Raw genomic sequence first — 19,540 nt, forward strand, 5'->3', positions numbered from 1 at the left:
GTGTCGCAGGTTCGAATCCTGTCTTCCCGATAGTATATTAAAAGAGTCTAATGATGTCATTAGATTTTTTTTATAATTTACAAGAAAAAAGAGCTTGCGCTCTTTCCAACTTTATTTATTTCGCAGTTCAACATAACGGTTATACCATATTTTGATATATTCCTCTGAAAAAGGACCTTTGTTTTGGTTTATCCAATCTACTAGTACTTTTACATTTTCTTTTAAAATATAGTCAATGTCATCTGAATAGTGCATTTTTTCTTTATGTTGCTCATATTCTTCAACATCTAACAATTTCTTTTCACCATTTGTAAAGACCTTGACATCGAGATCATAGTCGATATATTTTAAGGCCTCTTGGTCGATGTGAAAAGGACTTGCTAGGTTACAGTAGTAAGACACACCATTGTCACGGATCATGGCGATGATGTTAAACCAATATTTTTTATGGAAATAAACAATTGCTGGTTCACGAGTGATCCAACGTCTGCCATCACTTTCTGTAACAAGTGTATGATCATTTACTCCAATAATTGCATTTTCGGTTATCTTTAATACCATGGTGTCACGCCAGGTACGGTGTAAACTGCCATCATGTTTATAACTTTGAATTGTAATAAAGTCGCCTTCTTTAGGTAGTTTCATAACTTACCAACTTTCTACAATCTAAGTATATCCTCTATATTGTAACATATTTTTTTAATTTTTTTCTTATTTTTCTATTTTATTTTCAATTTGATTTTTGAATGGGAATTTATGAATCTAAAAATTCTCTAATGGCTGATGTTATATCACTATAATCGTACCCTTTTCTGGCTAATGCTTGGGTTAAACGTTGTTTTAGGTCATAGCCTTCATATTTTTTACTGTATTTACGGTATTGTTTTTCTAATTCTTTTAGGATGAGCTCATTGGTTGTTTCTTCATCTGCTTCTAGTTCAAGATTTTGGAATGCAATCTTTGCTTGGTTGTATGCAAAACCTTTTGAAATGAGTCCTTGGATGATTTTCGTTTCAATGGCTTTTAATGGGTATTTTCCTTGGTATTTCTTTTGGAGTTTTATTGCGGTACGGCTAATAACTTCTGTAAAATCATAGTCAGCAAGAATTTCTTGAAGGATAGATTTTGGGACCCCTTTTTGTTGAATTTTTTGTTGTAATAAGACAGGGCCTTTATCGCCACTGAGGAGGTTGGCCTCTATCAGGTTTCTGGCATATTGACGATCATCTAACCACTTTTCTTCTTTTAGGTGTTGGACCACTTTATCAATAATGCCACTATCAATCTCATATTTTGTAAGGTAGTCTCGGACTTCTTTTGTTGTTCGAGCTTTAAAGGAAAGATGGTAAAGGGCCAGGTTTTTACCATAGGAGTATTGTGCAAACTCTTGGATTTCTTTTAGCTCTTCTTCACTGATTTCTTTCTCTTTGGAAAGAAAATATTTGACGATGGTATCTTCTGTGATGTAAAGTTTTTGATCATTGTCTAATTCAAGAAGGTAGAGTCTTTTTTTCTTTTCTAGTTTTGTAATTTTCATATTTTTTCTTTTATCCAAACGCTTCAAAGGCAGCAACGAGTCGAAGTTTATGTATATCGACCTGATCTCTTCCATAATAGTCAAGAAATAGTTCAGCGTATTTAGGATCTTGTAGGTTATAGTTGAGGGACCAAACTGCCCAAAAGAGGTCGATATGCCGGTCACTGAAATCAGCCAAACCAAGATCAATAAAGCAAGAGAATTGGTCAGCATCTTTTAGAATAAAGTTCGGTAGACAGGCATCCCCGTGAATAAAGGCATCTGTCTTTAAAAGGTGCCCATGTTCTTGGATGAGTTGGAAGGCCTCTTCGCGACTGTTGATTTGGAATTGGGGTAGGAGCGCCTTGGCATAGAACTCACCTTTTTCATAGTTTTTCAAGGCTCTTTCTTTATAGGCTTGTAAATGATTATCTGATGGAAAATTTTTCGGATTTAAGCTGTGAAGCTTTTTAAGAGCCTCTGCCATGGTACGGCAGATTTTTTCTGGCTGGTCTAAAAAAGCGAGAGCATCATGGCCAATAGCCTCTTTAGTCAGGAGGTAGTCTTTATCTTTAGATAGATATTCGATAACTGGAGTTCCCAGTCCTTTGGTTTCAAACCACCTTGCAATGCTAGCTTCTCGCTCTAATCTTCCCTTTTGATCTATTTTCAAGTAGTAACCTGAATCAAGATAGAGAACCCTTGCGCCTGAATGAGAAGAGCTATCAGAAAGAGTTGCTCCCTCTATATAAGTTCGTAATTGCTCAGGAAAATCCAATGGGGAGAAATGAGATGTCTTTGTATTCATGGTTTTATTGTAACATATTCTTAACCATTGAGAAACTACGTGGTATAATAGACTTATGAGTCTTAAAGTCAAACAAAAAATTCCATTAAAAATCAAGCGTATGGGGATAAACGGGGAAGGTATCGGATTTTTCCAGAAAACCCTTGTTTTTGTTCCAGGAGCCCTCAAGGGTGAAGATATCTTCTGCCAAATTACAAGTGTCAAGAAAAATTTTGCGGAAGCCAAACTCTTATCTGTGAATAAAGCGTCTAAGTATCGGGTGACACCCATGTGTGATATCTATGAGACCTGTGGGGGCTGTCAAATCATGCATTTGAAGTATGACAAGCAGCTGGAGTTTAAAACAGATTTATTGCAACAAGCCTTGAAAAAGTTCTCACCTGAAGGCTTTGAACAGTATGACATTCGGCCAACAATCGGAATGCAGGAGCCTCTTTACTATCGGGCCAAATTGCAATTTCAAACAAGGAAATTTAAAGGCCAGGTCAAGGCGGGTCTCTATGCTCAAAATTCACATTATTTGGTAGAATTAAAAGATTGTTTGGTTCAAGATCAGGTTATTCAAGCGATTGCCAATGATTTTGCGGATTTATTGACTTACTATCAGATTCCAATTGCTGATGAGCGTAAAGAACTGGGTGTCAGAACTATGATGGTTCGACGAGCTCGGAAGTCTGGTCAGGTTCAGATAATTGTGGTCACCAGTCGGCAGATTAATTTAAAGGATTTAGTGGAAGACTTGGTTAAGAAACACCCTGAGATTGTCACCGTTGCTGTTAATAAAAATACGTCTCGCTCCAGTGAAATCTATGGCGAACAAACACAGATTATTTGGGGTGAAGAGGCTATTCTTGAAGGCGTTTTGGATTATGAATTCTCCCTCTCTCCTCGTGCCTTTTATCAACTGAATCCAGAGCAGACTGAGGTGTTGTATAGTGAGGCGGTTAAGGCTCTAGATGTTTCCCCAGGGGATCACTTGATAGATGCCTACTGTGGGGTTGGAACGATTGGGTTTGCTTTTGCGAATAGGGTCAAAAGTGTTCGGGGGATGGATATTATTCCTGAAGCGATTGAAGATGCCAAATACAATGCTAAACGGATGGGATTTGAGAATACCCACTATGAGGCTGGTACAGCAGAAGAGATCATTCCTCGCTGGTACCAAGAAGGCTATCGGGCCAATGCTGTGATCGTGGATCCACCTCGTACGGGCTTGGGTACAAAATTAATCGAGACCTTGTTGCACTATGCACCTGAAAAGATGGTCTATGTCTCTTGCAATGTCTCTACTTTGGCAAGGGATTTGGTAGCTTTGACAAAGGTTTATCGGGTTGAGTACATTCAATCAGTGGATATGTTTCCCCATACAGCACGGACGGAAGCAGTTGTAAAATTAGTGAAGAAGTGAAAGAAGAATGGATATTTGGGAAAAACTTTATCATGAGGCGAAAGCTCTCTATGCGCCTCAAGAGGTTTCAGATTTTGTCTATGCTCGGCATGTAGTCGCTGCTGTGGAGGCTGAAGATGGTCAGATTTTTACGGGCTTTTGTATGGAAGGAACCTGCGGCGTCTTTCATTTATGTGCCGAACGAGCGGCCCTTTTCAACATGTATCAACAATCGGGCCAGACCAAGGTCAAGCGCATTATTGCTTTTCGAGACAAGCCTCCTTATGGAGAAGGTTCAGGGATGCCTTGTGGGGCCTGCCGTGAATTTCTCCTTGAGCTAGATGCAGAGAATCGTCATCTAGAATTTATGGTAGATTATGCAAGTCGTAAGAGCATTACTTTAGGTGAACTGATGCCTCTTTGGTGGGGCGAGGAACGAGCTCGTCAGAGAGAGAATAAAGGGAATAAGTAGAGGAAATAAATAAATGGACAATGTTATTGATGTATCGATTCCAGTGGCTCAAGTCATTGATCAACATCCGGAAGTATTGGACTTGTTGGTGGAATTGGGCTTTAAACCTTTAGCCAACCCCATCATGCGCAATACAGTTGGGCGCAAGGTTTCTTTGAAACAAGGATCAAAATTAGAAGGCACCCCCATGGAGAGAATTGTGCGAACACTAGAAGCTAATGGCTATGAAGTAGTGGGGTTAGACTAATGAGCGATGAACGAATTCATGTCTTGAGAGACATCTTATTAGATCTGCATCATGGAGCATCTCCTGAGTCGGTCCAAGAACGATTTGATGCGACCTTTGCGGGAGTTTCTGCGATTGAGATCTCTCTCATGGAGCATGAGCTGATGAATTCAGATGCAGGTGTGACGTTTGAAGATGTTATGGAGCTTTGTGACGTCCATGCCAATCTCTTTAAGAATGCTGTTCAAGGGGTCGAAGTGGCAGATACTGACCATCCAGGCCATCCGGTTCAGATCTTTAAGCAGGAGAACCTGGCCCTTCGTGCAGCTATGATGCGGGTCCGCCGTTTGCTGGATAATTATGAGACGACAGAGGATCCTGAGATGATCCAGGAGATTCACAAAGGCCTCTTGCGTCAGCTTGGCTTGGTGGGTCAATTTGATCGGCATTATCGTCGGAAGGAAGAACTGATGTTCCCCATTATGGAGCGTTATGGGCATGATTCTCCACCAAAAGTGATGTGGGGGGTGGATGACCAGATTCGGGAACTCTTTGCGAAAGCTATGGACGCGGCCAAGGAACTTCCAAATTCTGCTATCGTAGAAGTCAAAGAACGCTTTGAAGCCTTTGCGCAAGAGTTTGAGGGAATGATCTTCAAGGAAGAATCGATTCTTTTGATGATTTTGCTAGAGTCCTTTACCCAGGATGATTGGCTCTCCATTGCAGAAGAAAGTGATGCGTATGGTTATGCCATTATTCTCCCAAGTGAAAAGTGGGTGCCAAAACGCGTGGACTTCAAGGAAGAAGGAGCAACAGAGACTGAAGATTTAGGTGAAGTCCTTCCTTCTTCAAATGGAAACGAGCACCGTCAGGTTATTGAGACTCCTGATGGGCAGTTGACCATTACCTTCACGCCTAAGAAAAAAGAAGAGAGTTTCGATCGCAAGCAAGCTCAACCATTTGGTAATGGCTATTTGTCAGTCGAGCAAGCGAATTTGATCTTGAACCATCTGCCGATGGAGATCACCTTTGTCAATAAGGATGATATTTTCCAATATTACAATGATGCTGCGCCTTTTGAGGAAATGATCTTCAAACGGACACCATCGCAGGTAGGACGCAATGTCGAGCTGTGTCACCCGCCAAAATACTTGGAAAAGGTCAAAGCGATCATGCTGGGGCTTCGTGAAGGAAAAAAAGACAAGTATGAAATGTGGTTCAAATCCGAATCACGTGGGAAATTTGTCCATGTCACCTATGCAGCAGTGCATGATGAAGCTGGAGAATTTCAAGGTGTCTTGGAATATGTTCAAGATATCCAACCCTATCGGGAAATCGATACGGATTTTTACAGAGGAATGGAGTAAGAATGAGCTACGAAACAGAGTTTATGAAGGAGTTTGAGGAGTGGATCAAGACCCAGGTCATGATCAATGAAATGGCTCTAGAAGAGAGTAAGAAGGTTTTTGATGAAGACCAGGATGAACGAGCTAAAATCGCGATGATTCGCTATGAAAGCCGTTTGGATGCCTATCAGTTCTTGCAAGGGAAGTTTGAAAATTTCCATGCTGGAAAAGGATTTCATGATTTACCAGATGGCCTCTTTGGTAAAAGAAAATATTAAAATGGTCTTATTGAAGGAGTTTTACTGGCTGGATTTACCTGAAAATTGAGCAATGACTTGATTTTTTAAGGGATTGTGATACAATAAAAAAGTTGAAATGACATCAACGGATTATTGAATGGAATGATGGTGATGAAACCTTGTTGCCTTAGGAATTGATCACTGAATTTAGGAGGAAAAATGGCAAAGAAGAACGTAAACCGTGCGAAACAATACAAACATCAAAATAGACATCTTTTGAAAAAAGCTGCCGCAACTGTAACTGCAGCTGTGAAAGAAGCACCTAAAAAAGTTGAGAAAGCTACAAAAGCAGTAGCGAAAGAAGTGAAACAAGCGGCTTCTTCAGTGGAAGAGTTTGCTTCAAGTTTGGAAGGTGTGGCACTTGATCGTGCGCAAACATTCTATGATGAAGGTATTCGCTCTGTTGCGGACTTCGCAAACTGGACAGAAAAAGAGTTGTTGGCCCTCAAAGGAATCGGCCCAGCTACAATCAAGAAATTGAAAGAACTAGGCGTTAAATTTAAATAATCGCTTTTGTGATTTCTTGCTATTTCCAGGAGATCTTGATAAAATGAACCTATTAGAGGTGTTTTGAATCCCACATTTTACAGAAAGTGGCGGAGCTGAGAAGTCCACAAATGTGTCAAAACTGGTTGCTAATGGATGAAAATGAAATATTGAACTGGTCTTTTTGCTTCCTTTTGGGACGAGTTAACGACGTCATAAAAGAGAAATAATAAGATTAAAGATGCGGGCTCTGCCCGAAATTGGGTGGTACCGCGGATAAACACATTCGTCCCTGTCAGATTGATGGCAGGGGCGATTTTTCTTTTTCAACCCTAGCTGAAGGAGCTTGTCATGAAACAATCTTTTAACACTAGTAAACTCTACTATGGCTTTCCGATTTTCATCTTAGGCTACCAGGACCAGAACTTTGGGCACAATATCACGACCTGTAGCTCCTCTTATAGCTTGGGAGATTGGCTGGTCATCGGTGTTGGTGCTGAGGAAAATGCGGCTGACCAGATTAAGCATTATCGACAGTTTACTGTGAACATTCCTACTGAACATCTCATGCTTGAGATGGAGCAGGCTGGCTTTATCAGCCATCGGGAAAAGTTGAAACACCTGGGGCTTGACTACGAGATTTCTGAACGGACCCAGGCACCGATTTTGGAGGCTTGTCCAGTCGTATTGGACTGTCAGGTAGATCGGATTATCGAGGAAGATGGCATCTGCCATATCTTTGCCAAGATTCTTGATCGACTTGCTGATTCTGATTTGGTAGATGACAAGGGCCATTTTAAAAATGACTGCTTTGCCCCAACTTACTTTATGGGGGATGGTCATCAGCGCGTTTATCGTTATCTGGATGACCGAGTCGACTCCATGGGAAGCTTTATCAAGAAAGCGAGAAAGAAGAATGACAAGAGCAACATTACCTGAACGAATCGAAACAGAGCGACTGGTCCTGCGAGTCCGAACAGTGGCGGATGTAGAGGATATCTTTGACTATGCCAGTCGTCCAGAAGTCTCTTACCCAGCAGGTTTTCCACCTGTCAAGACCTTGAAAGATGAGATTTATTACCTAGAACATATCCTTCCCGAGCGCAATCAAAAAGACAATCTCCCAGCAGGCTATGGAATCGTGGTCAAGGGGACCGATAAAATCATAGGCTCAGTCGATTTTCCCCGTCGCTACGAAGACGATGTACTGGAGATTGGCTACACCTTGCACCCAGATTATTGGGGGCGAGGCTATGTGCCTGAAGCAGCGCGTGCTTTGATTGATTTAGCTTTTAAAGAACTGGGGCTTCATAAGATAGAATTGTCTTGCTTTGGCTACAACCTTCAAAGTCAACGAGTCGCTGAGAAACTTGGTTTTACCCTTGAAGCTCGCATAAGGGATCGAAAAGATGCCCAAGGCAATCGCTGTGATGATTTGAGATATGGCTTGCTGAAGAGTGAGTGGGAGGTGGATTGATGCATATTTTCATCATTGGAGCTCCAGCTTCAGGGAAAATGACCATTGGTCAGGAACTTTCGAAACTCACCGGTGCGACTCTCTTTTTCAACCATCAACCAATTGATTTCGCACTCGAAATCTATCAGGATTTTACGGAAGAAATGTGGGAATTTGTTCGTAGCGTTAACTTTTCTTTTCTTGGAACAAGCGCCAGGCATCATCGGTCGGTGATTTTAACAGGCGTAACTGATTTTTCAAATCAATACCATTTGATGTATTTGAAGGACATTCAAGATTTGTTAAATGAGTATCATCAGCAGATTCTTTTTGTTGAATTAGAAACGTCTCTGGAGGAGCGATTACGTCGAAATCGGACAGAGAATCGGTTGAAATACAAACCCTTGAAACGGTATGTTGAGGTATCTGAAAGAGAGATTTTAGAGACTGATAAAACGGATCAACTTAATTCCCAAAAGCAACCGAGTGGTCTTTACCACTACCTTAAAATTGATAATACGAATCTGTCCGCAGAAGAAGTTGCAAAGCAGATTCAAGAAAAAATGAAAACAATAGAGAAAGGACACACACATGTCTAAAGAACTTTCACCTAAATATAATCCAGCCGAGGTTGAGGCTGGTCGTTACCAAAAATGGCTTGATGAGGATGTTTTCAAGCCTTCAGGCGATAAAAAGGCTAAGCCTTACTCAATCGTTATTCCACCGCCAAACGTAACTGGTAAGCTTCACCTTGGTCACGCTTGGGATACTACTTTGCAAGATATCATCATCCGTCAAAAACGGATGCAAGGTTTCGACACGCTTTGGCTTCCTGGTATGGACCATGCTGGGATTGCCACTCAAGCTAAAGTAGAAGCGCGTTTGGCTGAAGATGGCATCTCTCGTTATGACCTGGGCCGTGAAAAATTCCTTGAGAAAGTCTGGGAATGGAAAGACGAATATGCGACGACTATCAAGGAACAATGGGGCAAGATGGGGCTCTCTGTAGACTATTCTCGTGAGCGTTTCACCCTTGATGAAGGGTTGTCAAAAGCCGTTCGTAAGGTCTTTGTAGAGCTCTACAAGAAGGGCTGGATCTACCGTGGTGAATTTATCATCAACTGGGATCCAAAAGCTCGTACAGCCCTTTCTGATATCGAGGTGATTCACAAGGATGTCGAAGGAGCCTTCTACCACATGAACTACATGTTGGAAGACGGTTCACGTGCCCTTGAAGTAGCAACAACACGTCCTGAAACCATGTTTGGGGATACTGCTGTAGCGGTTAACCCAAATGACGACCGTTATAAAGACTTGATTGGTAAAAATGTTATCTTGCCAATCTTGAACAAGCCAATCCCAATCGTAGGGGACGAACACGCAGACCCTGAATTTGGTACTGGTGTGGTGAAGATCACTCCTGCCCATGATCCTAATGACTTCTTGGTTGGTCAACGTCATAATCTTCCGCAAGTCAACGTTATGAACGATGATGGTACCATGAATGAATTGGCTGGTGAATTCAACGGCATGGACCGCTTTGAAGCACGTAAGGCTGTTATCAAGAAGTTAGAAGAAATTGGTGCCCTTGTTAAGATTGAGAAGATGACCCACTCAGTTGGTCACTCAGAGCGTACAGGGGTTATGGTTGAGCCACGTTTGTCTACGCAATGGTTCGTGAAGATGGATCAATTGGCGAAAAATGCTATTGCTAACCAAGACACAGACGATAAGGTAGAATTCTACCCACCTCGTTTCAACGACACCTTCCTTCAGTGGATGGAAAATGTCCATGACTGGGTGATCTCTCGTCAGCTCTGGTGGGGTCACCAAATCCCTGCTTGGTACAATGCTGAGGGTGAAATGTACGTTGGCGAAGAAGCGCCAGAAGGTGACGGATGGAAACAAGACGAAGATGTCTTGGATACTTGGTTTAGTTCAGCCCTTTGGCCATTCTCAACTATGGGCTGGCCGGATGTCGACTCAGAAGACTTCAAACGTTACTTCCCAACTTCAACCTTGGTAACAGGTTACGATATCATCTTCTTCTGGGTGTCTCGTATGATTTTCCAATCATTGGAATTCACTGGTCGTCAGCCATTCCAAAATGTCCTTATCCACGGTCTCATTCGTGACGAGCAAGGACGTAAGATGTCTAAGTCACTCGGTAACGGTATTGACCCAATGGATGTCATCGAGAAATATGGTGCTGATGCCCTTCGTTGGTTCCTTTCAAACGGTTCTGCACCAGGTCAAGACGTGCGTTTCTCTTACGAGAAAATGGATGCGTCATGGAACTTCATTAACAAGATTTGGAATATCTCTCGCTATATCCTCATGAACAATGAAGGTTTGACCCTGGATGTGGCCCGTGAAAATGTGGCTAAAGTGGCTGCTGGCCAAGCAGGTAACGTAACAGATCGTTGGATTCTCCACAACCTCAATGAAACGATCGGTAAGGTCACTGAAAACTTTGATAAGTTTGAATTCGGTGTGGCTGGTCATATCCTCTACAACTTCATCTGGGACGAGTTTGCGGACTGGTATGTTGAGTTGACTAAGGAAGTGCTATACAGCGATAACGAGGACGAAAAAGTCATCACTCGTTCTGTCCTTCTTTACACCTTGGATCAAATCTTGCGTCTCCTTCACCCAATCATGCCATTCGTAACTGAGGAAATCTACGGCCAAATCTCTGAAGGAACGATCGTGACTGCGGAATACCCAGTGGTTCGTCCAGAGTTTGAAAACGAAGAAGCAGCAGCTGGTGTAGAAGCTCTTAAAGATGTGATTCGCTCTGTTCGTAACTCACGTGCAGAAGTGAATGTAGCTCCAAGTAAGCCAATCACTATCTTGATTAAGACAAGCGACAGCAAGCTCGATGCCTTCTTCAATGACAACGTTAACTACATCAAACGCTTCACAAATCCAGAACACTTGGAAATTGCAGCAGATGTCGAAGTACCTGACTTGGTTATGTCAAGCATCATCACAGGTGCAGAAATCTACTTGCCACTTGCTGACCTTCTCAATGTCGAAGAAGAATTGGCTCGTCTTGAAAAAGAATTAGCCAAATGGCAAAAAGAACTGGATATGGTTGGCAAGAAACTCTCTAACGAACGCTTCGTAGCCAATGCCAAACCAGAAGTTGTCCAAAAAGAACGCGACAAACAAGCCGACTACCAAGCGAAATACGACGCGACCGTTGCGCGTATTGATGAGATGAAGAAACTCGTGAAATAAACACAGAAACACGGCGGTATGCCGTGTTTTTTTGGTATAATGAAATCAATATCTATTGATGGAGAAAGTTATGTCTAAACACCCTCACTATGAATTGTTAAACTTAATTGGCTATGGTCTTGCTAAGTTTGATGATACTTTTATAAAGGAATTTCAATGCTCTAGTAAATCCGAGTTTTATCGTTACATAGTTTCTTTAGGCGTTGCAGAAACAACTGGTGTCGTCAAAAATAGAATGGATTTATTCGACCCCTATTTTGATAACAATCGAAAAGGTTGGTGGCAAAAAGCTGAAATCTACCGTTTTCGAAAAGATTTAATTGACACGATGTTTGGAAATGAGGATGTTCACAGTTTTGCAGAAATAGTCAAAATGCTGCTTGCAAGCGAAGGGAAGAAAACAGGTATAACCATCATTGAAAAGCCAATTGTTCGGACGAAATTCAAACGCCTACAAGAAACGGGAATGGAAGCAGAGAACTATTTCATACACCATTTTGATAAGGAAGAAAAATTTCAAGGTGGCCAATTGACCGATGCCCGTCTTTATGGTGATGGATATGATTTCCAAGTAGATGTTCAAGAACATTCATACCTTGCTGAAGTGAAAGGTATTCGAAAACCTAAAGGACGTATTCGGTTGACCGCCAAAGAATTTGAGAAAGCTAAGGAATATCAATCAGATTTTATTCTGTCTCTAGTCACCAATCTCGACGATATTCCAAAATTGGTATTGATTGATAACCCACTTAACCATTTTGAATTTGAAAAAAATGTTATTAAGAATGAAGTCGTTGAATATAGAAGTTTGGAAGATTTATATTAATAAATAGTGCGGTGTTTATTAATATCACGTCGACTGGCAAAAGCTTATTTTAGACTAAATGGCGTATAAAAATCTTTTCATATTGACCAAAAACACCACCTCCTAGTCAATTAAGGAGGTGGTGTCATGTTTTAAACCATTTTCCAGAAATAATCGATGATATAGGTCAGGCCGTAGGTGTAGATGACGAGGGTGATGGGTTTACAGAGGATGATGATGGTCATGTAGCGTTTGAAGGTCATATTGGTCAGACCTGCTAGCATACAGATGAAGTCGGCGGGACTAACCGGCCAGATCATCATGAAGATAAAGAAGCGATCGAACCGCTTGCCTTCATTGAGCCAGCCAATGTACTTGTCGTAGGTCTTCTGACTGACCATGGATTGGACGAACTTAGGCCCGTACATTCTCGCAAGGTGGAAAATAATGGCACAGCCAATCACGATGCCGATGTAATTGTAAATGGTCCCAATGATGTGACCGTAGATGAAGACACCTGCTACAGATGTCAGGGCGCCGGGAATAATAGGGACCACTGTCTGAAGGATCTGAAGAAAGATAAAGAGAGGTGGTCCAAAAATACCTGCTTGCAAAATAAAGGCAGACAGAGTTTCCTTGGATTGAAGGATGCCAGCAAAGTAGGCCCAGATACAAAAGGCCAAGGTCCCAAGAGCTCCAATGATGGACGACCAATTAATGATGCGCTGGAGAAGAGGAGAGACCTCTTTTAAGCTTGTTTGTTTCATAAAAAATTCCGAGTTCTTTTTCTTCTACTATACCATGTTTTTGGAACTTTGTAAGGATTTTGTCTATTTTTTGAGTAGTGAAAGCGACCTGATCGGAGTCTGTCGCTGTTTTAGTCGTGAAGCGGGTGCAAAATGGGCCTTTTTATGCTACAATGAAAGGAGTATAAAAAATGGAGAAAAACGTGTCAATCGAAAATTACAAACCAGATTTTGCGGTGGAAGCAGCCTATGATCTCACCGTAGCAGACTTGAAAAAACAGGGGATCAAGGCGGTCCTTGTGGATTTGGATAACACCTTGATTGCTTGGAACAATCCGGATGGAACTCCGGAGATGCGCCAGTGGTTGCATGACCTTCGTGATGGAGGGATTCGGGTTATTGTGGTGTCTAATAATAGTCCCAAACGGGTCAAGCGCGCTGTTGAGAAATTTGATATTGACTATGAAGCTTGGTCACTCAAGCCCTTTACCTTTGGGATTGATCGTGCCCTCAAACGTTTCCACTATGAGAAAAATGAAGTGGTCATGGTAGGTGATCAATTGATGACCGATATTCGGGCTGCTCATCGTGCAGGCATTCGTTCGATTTTGGTCAAGCCTTTGGTTGAGCATGACTCCATCAAGACGCAGATCAACCGGGCGCGTGAACGCCGAGTTATGAAGCAAATGGCCGAAAAATATGGTCCGATTGTATACAAAAAAGGAATTTAAGAATGGAAGAATTATTCTGTATTGGCTGTGGAGCACCCATTCAGACAGAAAACAAAGAGGGGCTAGGCTATACTCCCCAATCAGCTCTTGAAAAGGGCTTGGAAACAGGCGAAGTCTATTGTCAACGCTGTTTCCGTCTTCGTCACTACAATGAAATCACAGATGTGCATCTGACAGATGATGATTTCCTGAAATTGCTACACGAGGTAGGAGATAGTGATGCTCTTGTGGTCAATGTAGTCGATATTTTTGACTTTAATGGATCCGTCATTCCTGGCTTGCCCCGTTTTGTAGCAGGAAATGATGTCCTCTTGGTCGGAAACAAAAAAGACATCTTGCCCAAGTCTGTCAAGGATAGCAAGGTGACCCACTGGTTGATGGAGCGAGCCCACGAAGAAGGCATGCGTCCTGTTGATGTGGTCCTCACCTCTGCCCAAAACAAGAGCGCGATCAAGGACTTGATGGAAAAGATTGAGCAGTACCGCAAAGGCCGTGACGTCTATGTGGTGGGTGTGACCAACGTAGGGAAATCGACCCTCATCAATGCAATTATCCAAGAAATCACTGGGGATAAGGATATCATCACGACCTCTCGCTTCCCAGGGACGACACTGGATAAGATCGAAATTCCATTGGACGATGGATCCTACATCTACGATACGCCAGGGATTATCCATCGCCACCAGATGGCTCATTACTTGACGGCGAAAAACCTCAAGTATGTCAGCCCTAAAAAGGAAATCAAACCCAAGACTTACCAGCTCAATCCAGAGCAAACCCTTTTCTTGGGTGGTCTAGGACGTTTTGACTTTATCAAGGGAGAAAAGCAAGGGTTCACTGCCTTCTTTGACAACGAACTCAAGCTTCACCGAACCAAGCTAGAATGCGCGACCGCTTTTTATGACAAGCATGTCGGTGGCTTACTAACCCCTCCTAACAGCAAGGAAAAAGAAGAATTCCCGCCTTTGATTTCCCATGAGTTTACCATCAAGGACAAGACTGACCTCGTTATCTCAGGACTCGGTTGGATCCGCGTCAATGGTGAAGCCAAAGTAGCCGTCTGGGCACCAGAAGGCGTTGCCGTCGTTACCCGCAAAGCTATTATTTAAAAATTTGAAAGGAAATAGTTTCTTTGTAGACTGGGCGAGTGCAACGAGCCTAGAAAGGATACTTTTCGCTGTGGTGAAAGCCTAAGTAGATATTTTACTACTTAGGCGCGGAAAATTTGAGACTTTAGGCTCAAATTTAAGTCATGGAACTCCGCTAGGAGGTCGCTGACGACCGCCACCACATCAGAAAAGTATCAAAAAAGAAACAATGAAAAAAATATGACATTAACATCCAAACAACGGGCTTTCCTCAATAGCCAAGCCCACAGCCTCAAACCGATTATCCAAATTGGGAAAAATGGGCTCAATGACCAAATCAAAACTAGTGTTCGTCAAGCGCTAGACGCTCGCGAACTGATCAAGGTGACCCTCCTTCAAAATACGGACGAGAATATCCATGAAGTAGCGGAAATCTTGGAAGAAGAAATCGGTGTGGATACGGTTCAAAAAATTGGTCGGATTCTCATCTTGTATAAACAATCAAGCAAAAAAGAAAACCGGAAGATTTCAGTCAAAGTAAAAGAAATCTAAGATATTGAGGAGAGCAAACCTATGGCAATTGAACTATTGACTCCCTTTACCAAGGTAGAGTTAGAGCCAGAGATCAAAGACAAGAAACGCAAACAAGTTGGTATTTTGGGTGGAAATTTTAATCCGGTCCACAATGCCCATTTGGTCGTTGCGGATCAAGTGCGCCAACAATTAGGGTTAGATAAGGTGCTCTTGATGCCTGAGTATGAGCCACCGCATGTCGATGCCAAGGGGACGATTGCAGAGCACCATCGCCTTAAGATGCTGGAATTAGCCATTGAAGGCATTGAAGGTCTGGAGATCGAGACGATTGAACTCGAGCGGAAAGGGATTTCTTATACCTACGACACCATGCTCTTGCTCAATGAACGGGATCCAGACACAGATTATTACTTCATCATTGGTGCAGATATGGTGGATTATTTACCAAAATGGCACCGCATCGATGAATTGGTGGAGATTGTGCAATTTGTCGGGGTCCAGCGACCACGCTATAAGGCAGGGACTTCTTATCCGGTGATCTGGGTGGATGTTCCTCTCATGGACATCTCTTCTAGTATGGTGCGTGATTTTGTAGCCAAGGGTCGGACGCCGAATTTTATGTTGCCAAAACCAGTCTTAGACTACATCAAGAAAGAAGGATTGTATCAATGACCTATGAAAACTATCTAGGCTTTTCTCGTGAGGTCTTGCTTGAAAAAATGCACCAAATCCTGCCAGAAAAGCGGTTAACCCACTGTTTAGGGGTTGAGAAGGCTGCGCGTGACTTGGCCAAACGCTATGGGGCTGACGAAGAGCAGGCTGGCCTAGCAGGTTTGTTACATGACTACGCCAAGAAATTATCAGATCAGGAATTTCTGGACTTGATCGATCGCTATGAGCTAGATCCAGCGTTAAAAAACTGGGGCAATAATGTCTGGCATGGGATGGTTGGGATTTACAAGATCCAAGAAGACCTCGGACTGACAGATCCAGCCATTCTTCGCAGTATTGAGATTCACACTGTGGGGAGTGGACAGATGTCAACCTTAGACAAGATTGTCTATGTGGCAGATTACATTGAGCACAACAGGTCCTTCCCAGGGGTAGATCAAGCACGTGACATCGCTCAAGTCTCTTTGGATCGTGCCGTGGCCTATGAGACGGCTCGCACAGTCGAACACCTGGCCCACCAAGGATTGCCCATTTATCCCCAAACCCTTGAAACCTATAACGCCTTTGTGAAGTATTTGAAAGAGGAGCAGTGAGTGAAGACAGCTTTTATCATTATTGATGTACAAAATATCTTAGTGGAGACAGGTTTTGAGACAGATAAGCTCTTAGAGAAGATTGCTTATTTGCAAGATCAGGCAAGAAAACAGCAGATTGAAATCATCTACATGCAGCATATTGAAACGCCAGAGGCTTTAACCTCGGAAGATTGGCAATTATCGCCTCTGTTGAAGAGACAGGCGAATGAAAAGGTATTTCAGAAGCGATATAATAGCATGTTTAAAGAGACAGGATTAAAAGAATATTTGGATCAACAAGGGATTGAACAACTGGTCCTATGTGGCATGCAGACAGAATATTGTGTCGATACATCCGTCAAAGTGGGGTTTGAATACGGCTACAAGCTGGTCATTCCAGAAGGAGCTGTCACAACCTTTGATGGAGAGGATATTCCGGCAGAAACGCTTAATGAATTTTATGAAAATATTTGGGCAGAACGTTTTGCGGATGTCTTAGATTACAAATCAATTTTTTAAGGAAAGAGAATTACATGAAAGAAAAAGAACTACTTGAACTAGTTGTCAAAGCAGCAGATGAAAAGCGTGCAGAAGACATTGTCGCTTTGGATGTTCAAAGCTTGACCAGCGTGACAGACTACTTTGTCATCGCAAGCTCTATGAACAGCCGTCAGTTGGAGGCTATCGCTGAAAATATTCGCGAGAAGGTCATTGAAGCTGGTGGGAATGCCAGCCACGTCGAAGGTGATTCAGCTGGAGGTTGGGTCCTTCTTGACTTAGGTGGCGTAGTGGTCCATGTCTTCTCAGAAGAAATGCGTGCCCACTATAACCTAGAAAAGCTATGGCACGAAGCAAGTGCTGTCGATCTTTCAGCAGCCCTAGCATAAGCAGGTAAACTCAGTTGGTAGCAACTGAGTTTTGTTGGTTAAATTGAAATTCTATGGAAAGAAAGGATGGGGCCTCGTGTTTGGTTAATTTGATAATTGAACACGAGCTAAAAGCTGTGAGAAAAAGAGGAACTTCCTTTGTATCTGACGATACGGCAGAAAGTTTCCTATTTTCTCTATGCTTTTAAGGCTCTTTGTATCTTAGAAAGGATTTGAACCCGTCCTGTAATCCTCGGAAAATAGATAGCTCTCCTTGGAGCTTAGCTCCATCGTCGTGCTCCTAATTTTCTATCGGATTACGGGCGGACTTGGTATCATGAATATGGCGACTTATGAAACGTTTGCGGCGGTCTACGATGCGGTCATGGATGATAGTCTGTATGACTTATGGACGGATTTTTCCCTCCGGCATCTCCCAAAGACAAAAGATAAGAAAAAATTACTGGAATTGGCTTGTGGGACAGGGATCCAGTCTGTCCGCTTTTCCCAAGCTGGTTTTGATGTGACAGGATTAGACCTGAGTGCGGACATGCTGAAAATTGCTGAAAAAAGAGCTGCTTCAGCCAAGCAGAAGATTGATTTTATCGAGGGCAATATGCTAGACCTGTCGCAAGCAGGAACTTATGATTTCGTGACCTGCTACTCCGATTCTATCTGCTATATGCAGGACGAGGTGGACGTAGGGGATGTCTTCAAAGAAGTCTACAATGCCCTTAATGAAGATGGGGTTTTTATCTTTGATGTCCACTCAACCTACCAGACGGATGAGGTGTTTCCGGGCTATTCTTACCACGAAAATGCCGAAGACTTTGCCATGCTCTGGGATACCTATGAGGATGAAGCCCCCCACTCGATCGTTCATGAGCTGACCTTCTTTGTCCAAGAAGAGGATGGCAGCTTTAGTCGTCACGATGAAGTTCATGAGGAACGCACTTATGAAGTTTTAACCTATGACATCTTATTGGAGCAGGCTGGCTTTAAATCTTTCAAATTGTATGCAGACTTTGAAGACAAAGAGCCAACAAAGACCAGCAAACGTTGGTTTTTTGTAGCACAGAAGTAGGACAGCATGACAGTTACAGGTATTATTGCAGAATTTAATCCCTTTCACAATGGTCACAAGTACCTGTTGAAACAGGCAGACGGGCTGAAGATTGTGGCCATGTCCGGAAATTTTGTTCAACGTGGCGAGCCTGCCATTGTAGACAAGTGGATACGTGCGCAGATGGCTCTGGAAAATGGAGCGGACCTGGTGATCGAGCTCCCCTTTCTCGTGGCTGTTCAGTCGGCTGATCATTTTGCCAAGGGAGCGGTAGAAATCTTGTCCCGTCTGGGAATCGACCAATTGACTTTTGGGACAGAAGAGGTCTTAGATTACCAAGCAATTGCGACTGTTTATTCGGAGAAAGAAACGGAAATGGAAGCTTTCTTGCGAAGCCTTCCGGATGATTTATCCTATCCACAAAAGACCCAAAAAATGTGGGAAACCTTTGCTGGAGTGGAGTTCACAGGAGATACTCCCAATCATATTCTGGGGCTGGCTTATGCCAAGGCTTGTGCTGGGAAGGGGATTGCGCTTAAGGCTATCCAACGACAAGGTGCAGGTTACCATTCAGAAGAAAAAGAAGTGGCCTATGCTTCTGCAACTAGTCTACGCATACACAAGGAAGATCAGGACTTTGTCGCTAGATTCATGCCCAATAGCCAACTCTTTCAGTCGGCTCCACAGGTATCTTGGGAGGATTATGACCAACTGCTCCGTTATCAAATCCTAACCCATCCGGATCTGACACAGATTTTTCAAGTCAATGAAGAACTGGCCCATCGGATAAAGGATGCGATTCGAAGTGCTAACTCTGTGGAAGACCTGGTGGAGAAAGTCGCAACCAAGCGCTATACCAAAGCACGTGTCCGCCGCATCTTGAACTATATCTTGGTAGGGGCGATGGATCAAGCTCTTCCCGATGTCATTCATGTCTTAGGATTTTCCGCAAAGGGACAAGTCCACCTCAAAGGCTTGAAAAAATCAGTAGAAATCGTGACCCGAATCGGTAAGGAACCTTGGGACAGTTTGACCCAACAAGCGGATCAGGTGTATCAACTAGGGCATCCCCAATTGCCAGAACAGATCTGGGGGCGGGTGCCCGTGAGAGTGGAAGAATAAAGTGTCTGACATAAATTTTCTCTGCCCACATTCACGTAAGGCAAGAAGTTTATGATATACGGAAACAGTGTTTGAGAGTGGGACAGAAATCGGTAATTC

Annotated in this window: 24 protein-coding genes; 20 read left to right on the forward strand and 4 right to left on the reverse strand. The window is 42.9% G+C overall.

Features of this window, described 5'->3' with window-relative positions; genetic code table 11:
• Positions 1 to 111 precede the first annotated feature (111 nt).
• The 3 genes from HMPREF2918_RS00950 to HMPREF2918_RS00960 all read right to left on the reverse strand — a co-directional run bounded on the left by HMPREF2918_RS00950 (position 112) and on the right by HMPREF2918_RS00960 (position 2,324).
• Positions 112 to 645: a nucleoside tri-diphosphate phosphatase gene (locus HMPREF2918_RS00950; RefSeq protein ID WP_013903172.1), complete on the reverse strand. Its 534-nt coding sequence runs from the start codon at positions 643 to 645 to the stop codon at positions 112 to 114.
• Between the two features lie 109 nt (positions 646 to 754).
• Entirely contained in the window at positions 755 to 1,537 is a 783-nt protein-coding gene (recX, locus tag HMPREF2918_RS00955) for a recombination regulator RecX (protein WP_070594353.1), read from the reverse strand.
• Between the two features lie 10 nt (positions 1,538 to 1,547).
• Complete coding sequence (locus HMPREF2918_RS00960) at positions 1,548 to 2,324, reverse strand: aminoglycoside 3'-phosphotransferase (RefSeq protein ID WP_049498318.1); 777 nt, start codon at positions 2,322 to 2,324, stop codon at positions 1,548 to 1,550.
• Positions 2,325 to 2,379: 55 nt separating this feature from the next.
• Here HMPREF2918_RS00960 and rlmD point away from each other — a divergent pair, with 55 nt between their 5' ends.
• The 11 genes from rlmD to HMPREF2918_RS01015 all read left to right on the forward strand — a co-directional run bounded on the left by rlmD (position 2,380) and on the right by HMPREF2918_RS01015 (position 12,065).
• A complete protein-coding gene (gene rlmD / locus HMPREF2918_RS00965; RefSeq protein ID WP_070594354.1) occupies positions 2,380 to 3,732 on the forward strand; it encodes a 23S rRNA (uracil(1939)-C(5))-methyltransferase RlmD in 1,353 nt (450 codons plus the stop codon).
• Positions 3,733 to 3,739: 7 nt separating this feature from the next.
• Positions 3,740 to 4,183 carry a cytidine deaminase family protein gene (locus HMPREF2918_RS00970; protein WP_049483453.1) on the forward strand — a complete coding sequence of 148 codons (444 nt, stop codon included), beginning with the start codon at positions 3,740 to 3,742 and terminating at the stop codon, positions 4,181 to 4,183.
• A gap of 13 nt (positions 4,184 to 4,196) precedes the next feature.
• The gene (locus HMPREF2918_RS00975) at positions 4,197 to 4,430 is read left to right on the forward strand and encodes a DUF1858 domain-containing protein (protein WP_070594355.1); all 234 of its coding nucleotides are present in this window, start codon (positions 4,197 to 4,199) and stop codon (positions 4,428 to 4,430) included.
• The gene (locus tag HMPREF2918_RS00980; protein ID WP_070594356.1) at positions 4,430 to 5,776 is read left to right on the forward strand and encodes a DUF438 domain-containing protein; all 1,347 of its coding nucleotides are present in this window, start codon (positions 4,430 to 4,432) and stop codon (positions 5,774 to 5,776) included. Before HMPREF2918_RS00975 ends, HMPREF2918_RS00980 begins: the two co-directional genes overlap by 1 nt.
• Positions 5,777 to 5,778: 2 nt before the next feature.
• Positions 5,779 to 6,033: a DUF1912 family protein gene (locus HMPREF2918_RS00985; RefSeq protein WP_070594357.1), complete on the forward strand. Its 255-nt coding sequence runs from the start codon at positions 5,779 to 5,781 to the stop codon at positions 6,031 to 6,033.
• 180 nt (positions 6,034 to 6,213) lie between these two features.
• Positions 6,214 to 6,561, forward strand: a complete 348-nt coding sequence (locus HMPREF2918_RS00990; RefSeq protein ID WP_070594358.1) for a helix-hairpin-helix domain-containing protein — start codon at positions 6,214 to 6,216, stop codon at positions 6,559 to 6,561.
• A 330-nt stretch (positions 6,562 to 6,891) separates the two neighbouring features.
• Positions 6,892 to 7,479 carry a flavin reductase family protein gene (locus HMPREF2918_RS00995; RefSeq protein ID WP_070594359.1) on the forward strand — a complete coding sequence of 196 codons (588 nt, stop codon included), beginning with the start codon at positions 6,892 to 6,894 and terminating at the stop codon, positions 7,477 to 7,479.
• A complete protein-coding gene (locus tag HMPREF2918_RS01000; protein WP_070594360.1) occupies positions 7,457 to 8,017 on the forward strand; it encodes a GNAT family N-acetyltransferase in 561 nt (186 codons plus the stop codon). Before HMPREF2918_RS00995 ends, HMPREF2918_RS01000 begins: the two co-directional genes overlap by 23 nt.
• Complete coding sequence (locus tag HMPREF2918_RS01005; RefSeq protein ID WP_070594361.1) at positions 8,017 to 8,595, forward strand: AAA family ATPase; 579 nt, start codon at positions 8,017 to 8,019, stop codon at positions 8,593 to 8,595. The genes HMPREF2918_RS01000 and HMPREF2918_RS01005 overlap by 1 nt, the downstream gene beginning before the upstream one ends.
• Positions 8,588 to 11,239, forward strand: coding sequence for a valine--tRNA ligase (locus HMPREF2918_RS01010; protein ID WP_070594362.1), 2,652 nt, complete (start codon positions 8,588 to 8,590; stop codon positions 11,237 to 11,239). The genes HMPREF2918_RS01005 and HMPREF2918_RS01010 overlap by 8 nt, the downstream gene beginning before the upstream one ends.
• Before the next feature lie 70 nt (positions 11,240 to 11,309).
• Entirely contained in the window at positions 11,310 to 12,065 is a 756-nt protein-coding gene (locus HMPREF2918_RS01015) for a protein NO VEIN domain-containing protein (protein ID WP_070594363.1), read from the forward strand.
• Between the two features lie 131 nt (positions 12,066 to 12,196).
• Here HMPREF2918_RS01015 and HMPREF2918_RS01020 read toward each other — a convergent pair whose 3' ends face one another.
• On the reverse strand, positions 12,197 to 12,811 hold the full coding sequence (locus HMPREF2918_RS01020) for a TVP38/TMEM64 family protein (RefSeq protein ID WP_009732361.1): 615 nt from the start codon (positions 12,809 to 12,811) through the stop codon (positions 12,197 to 12,199).
• A gap of 182 nt (positions 12,812 to 12,993) precedes the next feature.
• On the opposite strand from HMPREF2918_RS01020, the gene HMPREF2918_RS01025 reads away from it, so the two are divergent.
• From HMPREF2918_RS01025 to HMPREF2918_RS01065, 9 genes are all read left to right on the forward strand, one after another.
• A complete protein-coding gene (locus tag HMPREF2918_RS01025) occupies positions 12,994 to 13,521 on the forward strand; it encodes a YqeG family HAD IIIA-type phosphatase (RefSeq protein ID WP_045759146.1) in 528 nt (175 codons plus the stop codon).
• Positions 13,522 to 13,523: 2 nt separating this feature from the next.
• A complete protein-coding gene (yqeH, locus tag HMPREF2918_RS01030) occupies positions 13,524 to 14,630 on the forward strand; it encodes a ribosome biogenesis GTPase YqeH (RefSeq protein WP_070594364.1) in 1,107 nt (368 codons plus the stop codon).
• A 219-nt stretch (positions 14,631 to 14,849) separates the two neighbouring features.
• Entirely contained in the window at positions 14,850 to 15,161 is a 312-nt protein-coding gene (yhbY, locus tag HMPREF2918_RS01035) for a ribosome assembly RNA-binding protein YhbY (RefSeq protein WP_006595720.1), read from the forward strand.
• A gap of 21 nt (positions 15,162 to 15,182) precedes the next feature.
• Positions 15,183 to 15,815 carry a nicotinate-nucleotide adenylyltransferase gene (locus tag HMPREF2918_RS01040; RefSeq protein WP_003012335.1) on the forward strand — a complete coding sequence of 211 codons (633 nt, stop codon included), beginning with the start codon at positions 15,183 to 15,185 and terminating at the stop codon, positions 15,813 to 15,815.
• Positions 15,812 to 16,408 (forward strand): bis(5'-nucleosyl)-tetraphosphatase (symmetrical) YqeK, encoded by a 597-nt coding sequence (yqeK, locus tag HMPREF2918_RS01045; RefSeq protein ID WP_070594365.1) that lies wholly within the window; start codon positions 15,812 to 15,814, stop codon positions 16,406 to 16,408. Before HMPREF2918_RS01040 ends, yqeK begins: the two co-directional genes overlap by 4 nt.
• Complete coding sequence (locus tag HMPREF2918_RS01050; protein ID WP_070594366.1) at positions 16,409 to 16,909, forward strand: cysteine hydrolase family protein; 501 nt, start codon at positions 16,409 to 16,411, stop codon at positions 16,907 to 16,909.
• Positions 16,910 to 16,923: 14 nt separating this feature from the next.
• On the forward strand, positions 16,924 to 17,277 hold the full coding sequence (rsfS, locus tag HMPREF2918_RS01055) for a ribosome silencing factor (RefSeq protein WP_049472980.1): 354 nt from the start codon (positions 16,924 to 16,926) through the stop codon (positions 17,275 to 17,277).
• 322 nt (positions 17,278 to 17,599) lie between these two features.
• Positions 17,600 to 18,340 (forward strand): class I SAM-dependent DNA methyltransferase, encoded by a 741-nt coding sequence (locus tag HMPREF2918_RS01060; protein ID WP_305366770.1) that lies wholly within the window; start codon positions 17,600 to 17,602, stop codon positions 18,338 to 18,340.
• Between the two features lie 6 nt (positions 18,341 to 18,346).
• Positions 18,347 to 19,441 carry a nucleotidyltransferase gene (locus tag HMPREF2918_RS01065; protein WP_070594368.1) on the forward strand — a complete coding sequence of 365 codons (1,095 nt, stop codon included), beginning with the start codon at positions 18,347 to 18,349 and terminating at the stop codon, positions 19,439 to 19,441.
• Positions 19,442 to 19,540 lie beyond the last annotated feature (99 nt).

It is taken from the genome of Streptococcus sp. HMSC065C01 (assembly GCF_001813525.1).
In the GTDB taxonomy this organism is placed as follows: domain Bacteria; phylum Bacillota; class Bacilli; order Lactobacillales; family Streptococcaceae; genus Streptococcus; species Streptococcus parasanguinis_V.

What these genes read in the sequence shown, in the direction of transcription:
- HMPREF2918_RS00950 (WP_013903172.1), bottom strand. Translation starts at nt 645, where the DNA reads ATGAAACTACCTAAAGAAGGCGACTTTATTACAATTCAAAGTTATAAA.
- recX (WP_070594353.1), bottom strand. Translation starts at nt 1,537, where the DNA reads ATGAAAATTACAAAACTAGAAAAGAAAAAAAGACTCTACCTTCTTGAA.
- HMPREF2918_RS00960 (WP_049498318.1), bottom strand. Translation starts at nt 2,324, where the DNA reads ATGAATACAAAGACATCTCATTTCTCCCCATTGGATTTTCCTGAGCAA.
- rlmD (WP_070594354.1), top strand. Translation starts at nt 2,380, where the DNA reads ATGAGTCTTAAAGTCAAACAAAAAATTCCATTAAAAATCAAGCGTATG.
- HMPREF2918_RS00970 (WP_049483453.1), top strand. Translation starts at nt 3,740, where the DNA reads ATGGATATTTGGGAAAAACTTTATCATGAGGCGAAAGCTCTCTATGCG.
- HMPREF2918_RS00975 (WP_070594355.1), top strand. Translation starts at nt 4,197, where the DNA reads ATGGACAATGTTATTGATGTATCGATTCCAGTGGCTCAAGTCATTGAT.
- HMPREF2918_RS00980 (WP_070594356.1), top strand. Translation starts at nt 4,430, where the DNA reads ATGAGCGATGAACGAATTCATGTCTTGAGAGACATCTTATTAGATCTG.
- HMPREF2918_RS00985 (WP_070594357.1), top strand. Translation starts at nt 5,779, where the DNA reads ATGAGCTACGAAACAGAGTTTATGAAGGAGTTTGAGGAGTGGATCAAG.
- HMPREF2918_RS00990 (WP_070594358.1), top strand. Translation starts at nt 6,214, where the DNA reads ATGGCAAAGAAGAACGTAAACCGTGCGAAACAATACAAACATCAAAAT.
- HMPREF2918_RS00995 (WP_070594359.1), top strand. Translation starts at nt 6,892, where the DNA reads ATGAAACAATCTTTTAACACTAGTAAACTCTACTATGGCTTTCCGATT.
- HMPREF2918_RS01000 (WP_070594360.1), top strand. Translation starts at nt 7,457, where the DNA reads ATGACAAGAGCAACATTACCTGAACGAATCGAAACAGAGCGACTGGTC.
- HMPREF2918_RS01005 (WP_070594361.1), top strand. Translation starts at nt 8,017, where the DNA reads ATGCATATTTTCATCATTGGAGCTCCAGCTTCAGGGAAAATGACCATT.
- HMPREF2918_RS01010 (WP_070594362.1), top strand. Translation starts at nt 8,588, where the DNA reads ATGTCTAAAGAACTTTCACCTAAATATAATCCAGCCGAGGTTGAGGCT.
- HMPREF2918_RS01015 (WP_070594363.1), top strand. Translation starts at nt 11,310, where the DNA reads ATGTCTAAACACCCTCACTATGAATTGTTAAACTTAATTGGCTATGGT.
- HMPREF2918_RS01020 (WP_009732361.1), bottom strand. Translation starts at nt 12,811, where the DNA reads ATGAAACAAACAAGCTTAAAAGAGGTCTCTCCTCTTCTCCAGCGCATC.
- yqeH (WP_070594364.1), top strand. Translation starts at nt 13,524, where the DNA reads ATGGAAGAATTATTCTGTATTGGCTGTGGAGCACCCATTCAGACAGAA.
- yhbY (WP_006595720.1), top strand. Translation starts at nt 14,850, where the DNA reads ATGACATTAACATCCAAACAACGGGCTTTCCTCAATAGCCAAGCCCAC.
- HMPREF2918_RS01040 (WP_003012335.1), top strand. Translation starts at nt 15,183, where the DNA reads ATGGCAATTGAACTATTGACTCCCTTTACCAAGGTAGAGTTAGAGCCA.
- yqeK (WP_070594365.1), top strand. Translation starts at nt 15,812, where the DNA reads ATGACCTATGAAAACTATCTAGGCTTTTCTCGTGAGGTCTTGCTTGAA.
- rsfS (WP_049472980.1), top strand. Translation starts at nt 16,924, where the DNA reads ATGAAAGAAAAAGAACTACTTGAACTAGTTGTCAAAGCAGCAGATGAA.
- HMPREF2918_RS01060 (WP_305366770.1), top strand. Translation starts at nt 17,600, where the DNA reads ATGGCGACTTATGAAACGTTTGCGGCGGTCTACGATGCGGTCATGGAT.
- HMPREF2918_RS01065 (WP_070594368.1), top strand. Translation starts at nt 18,347, where the DNA reads ATGACAGTTACAGGTATTATTGCAGAATTTAATCCCTTTCACAATGGT.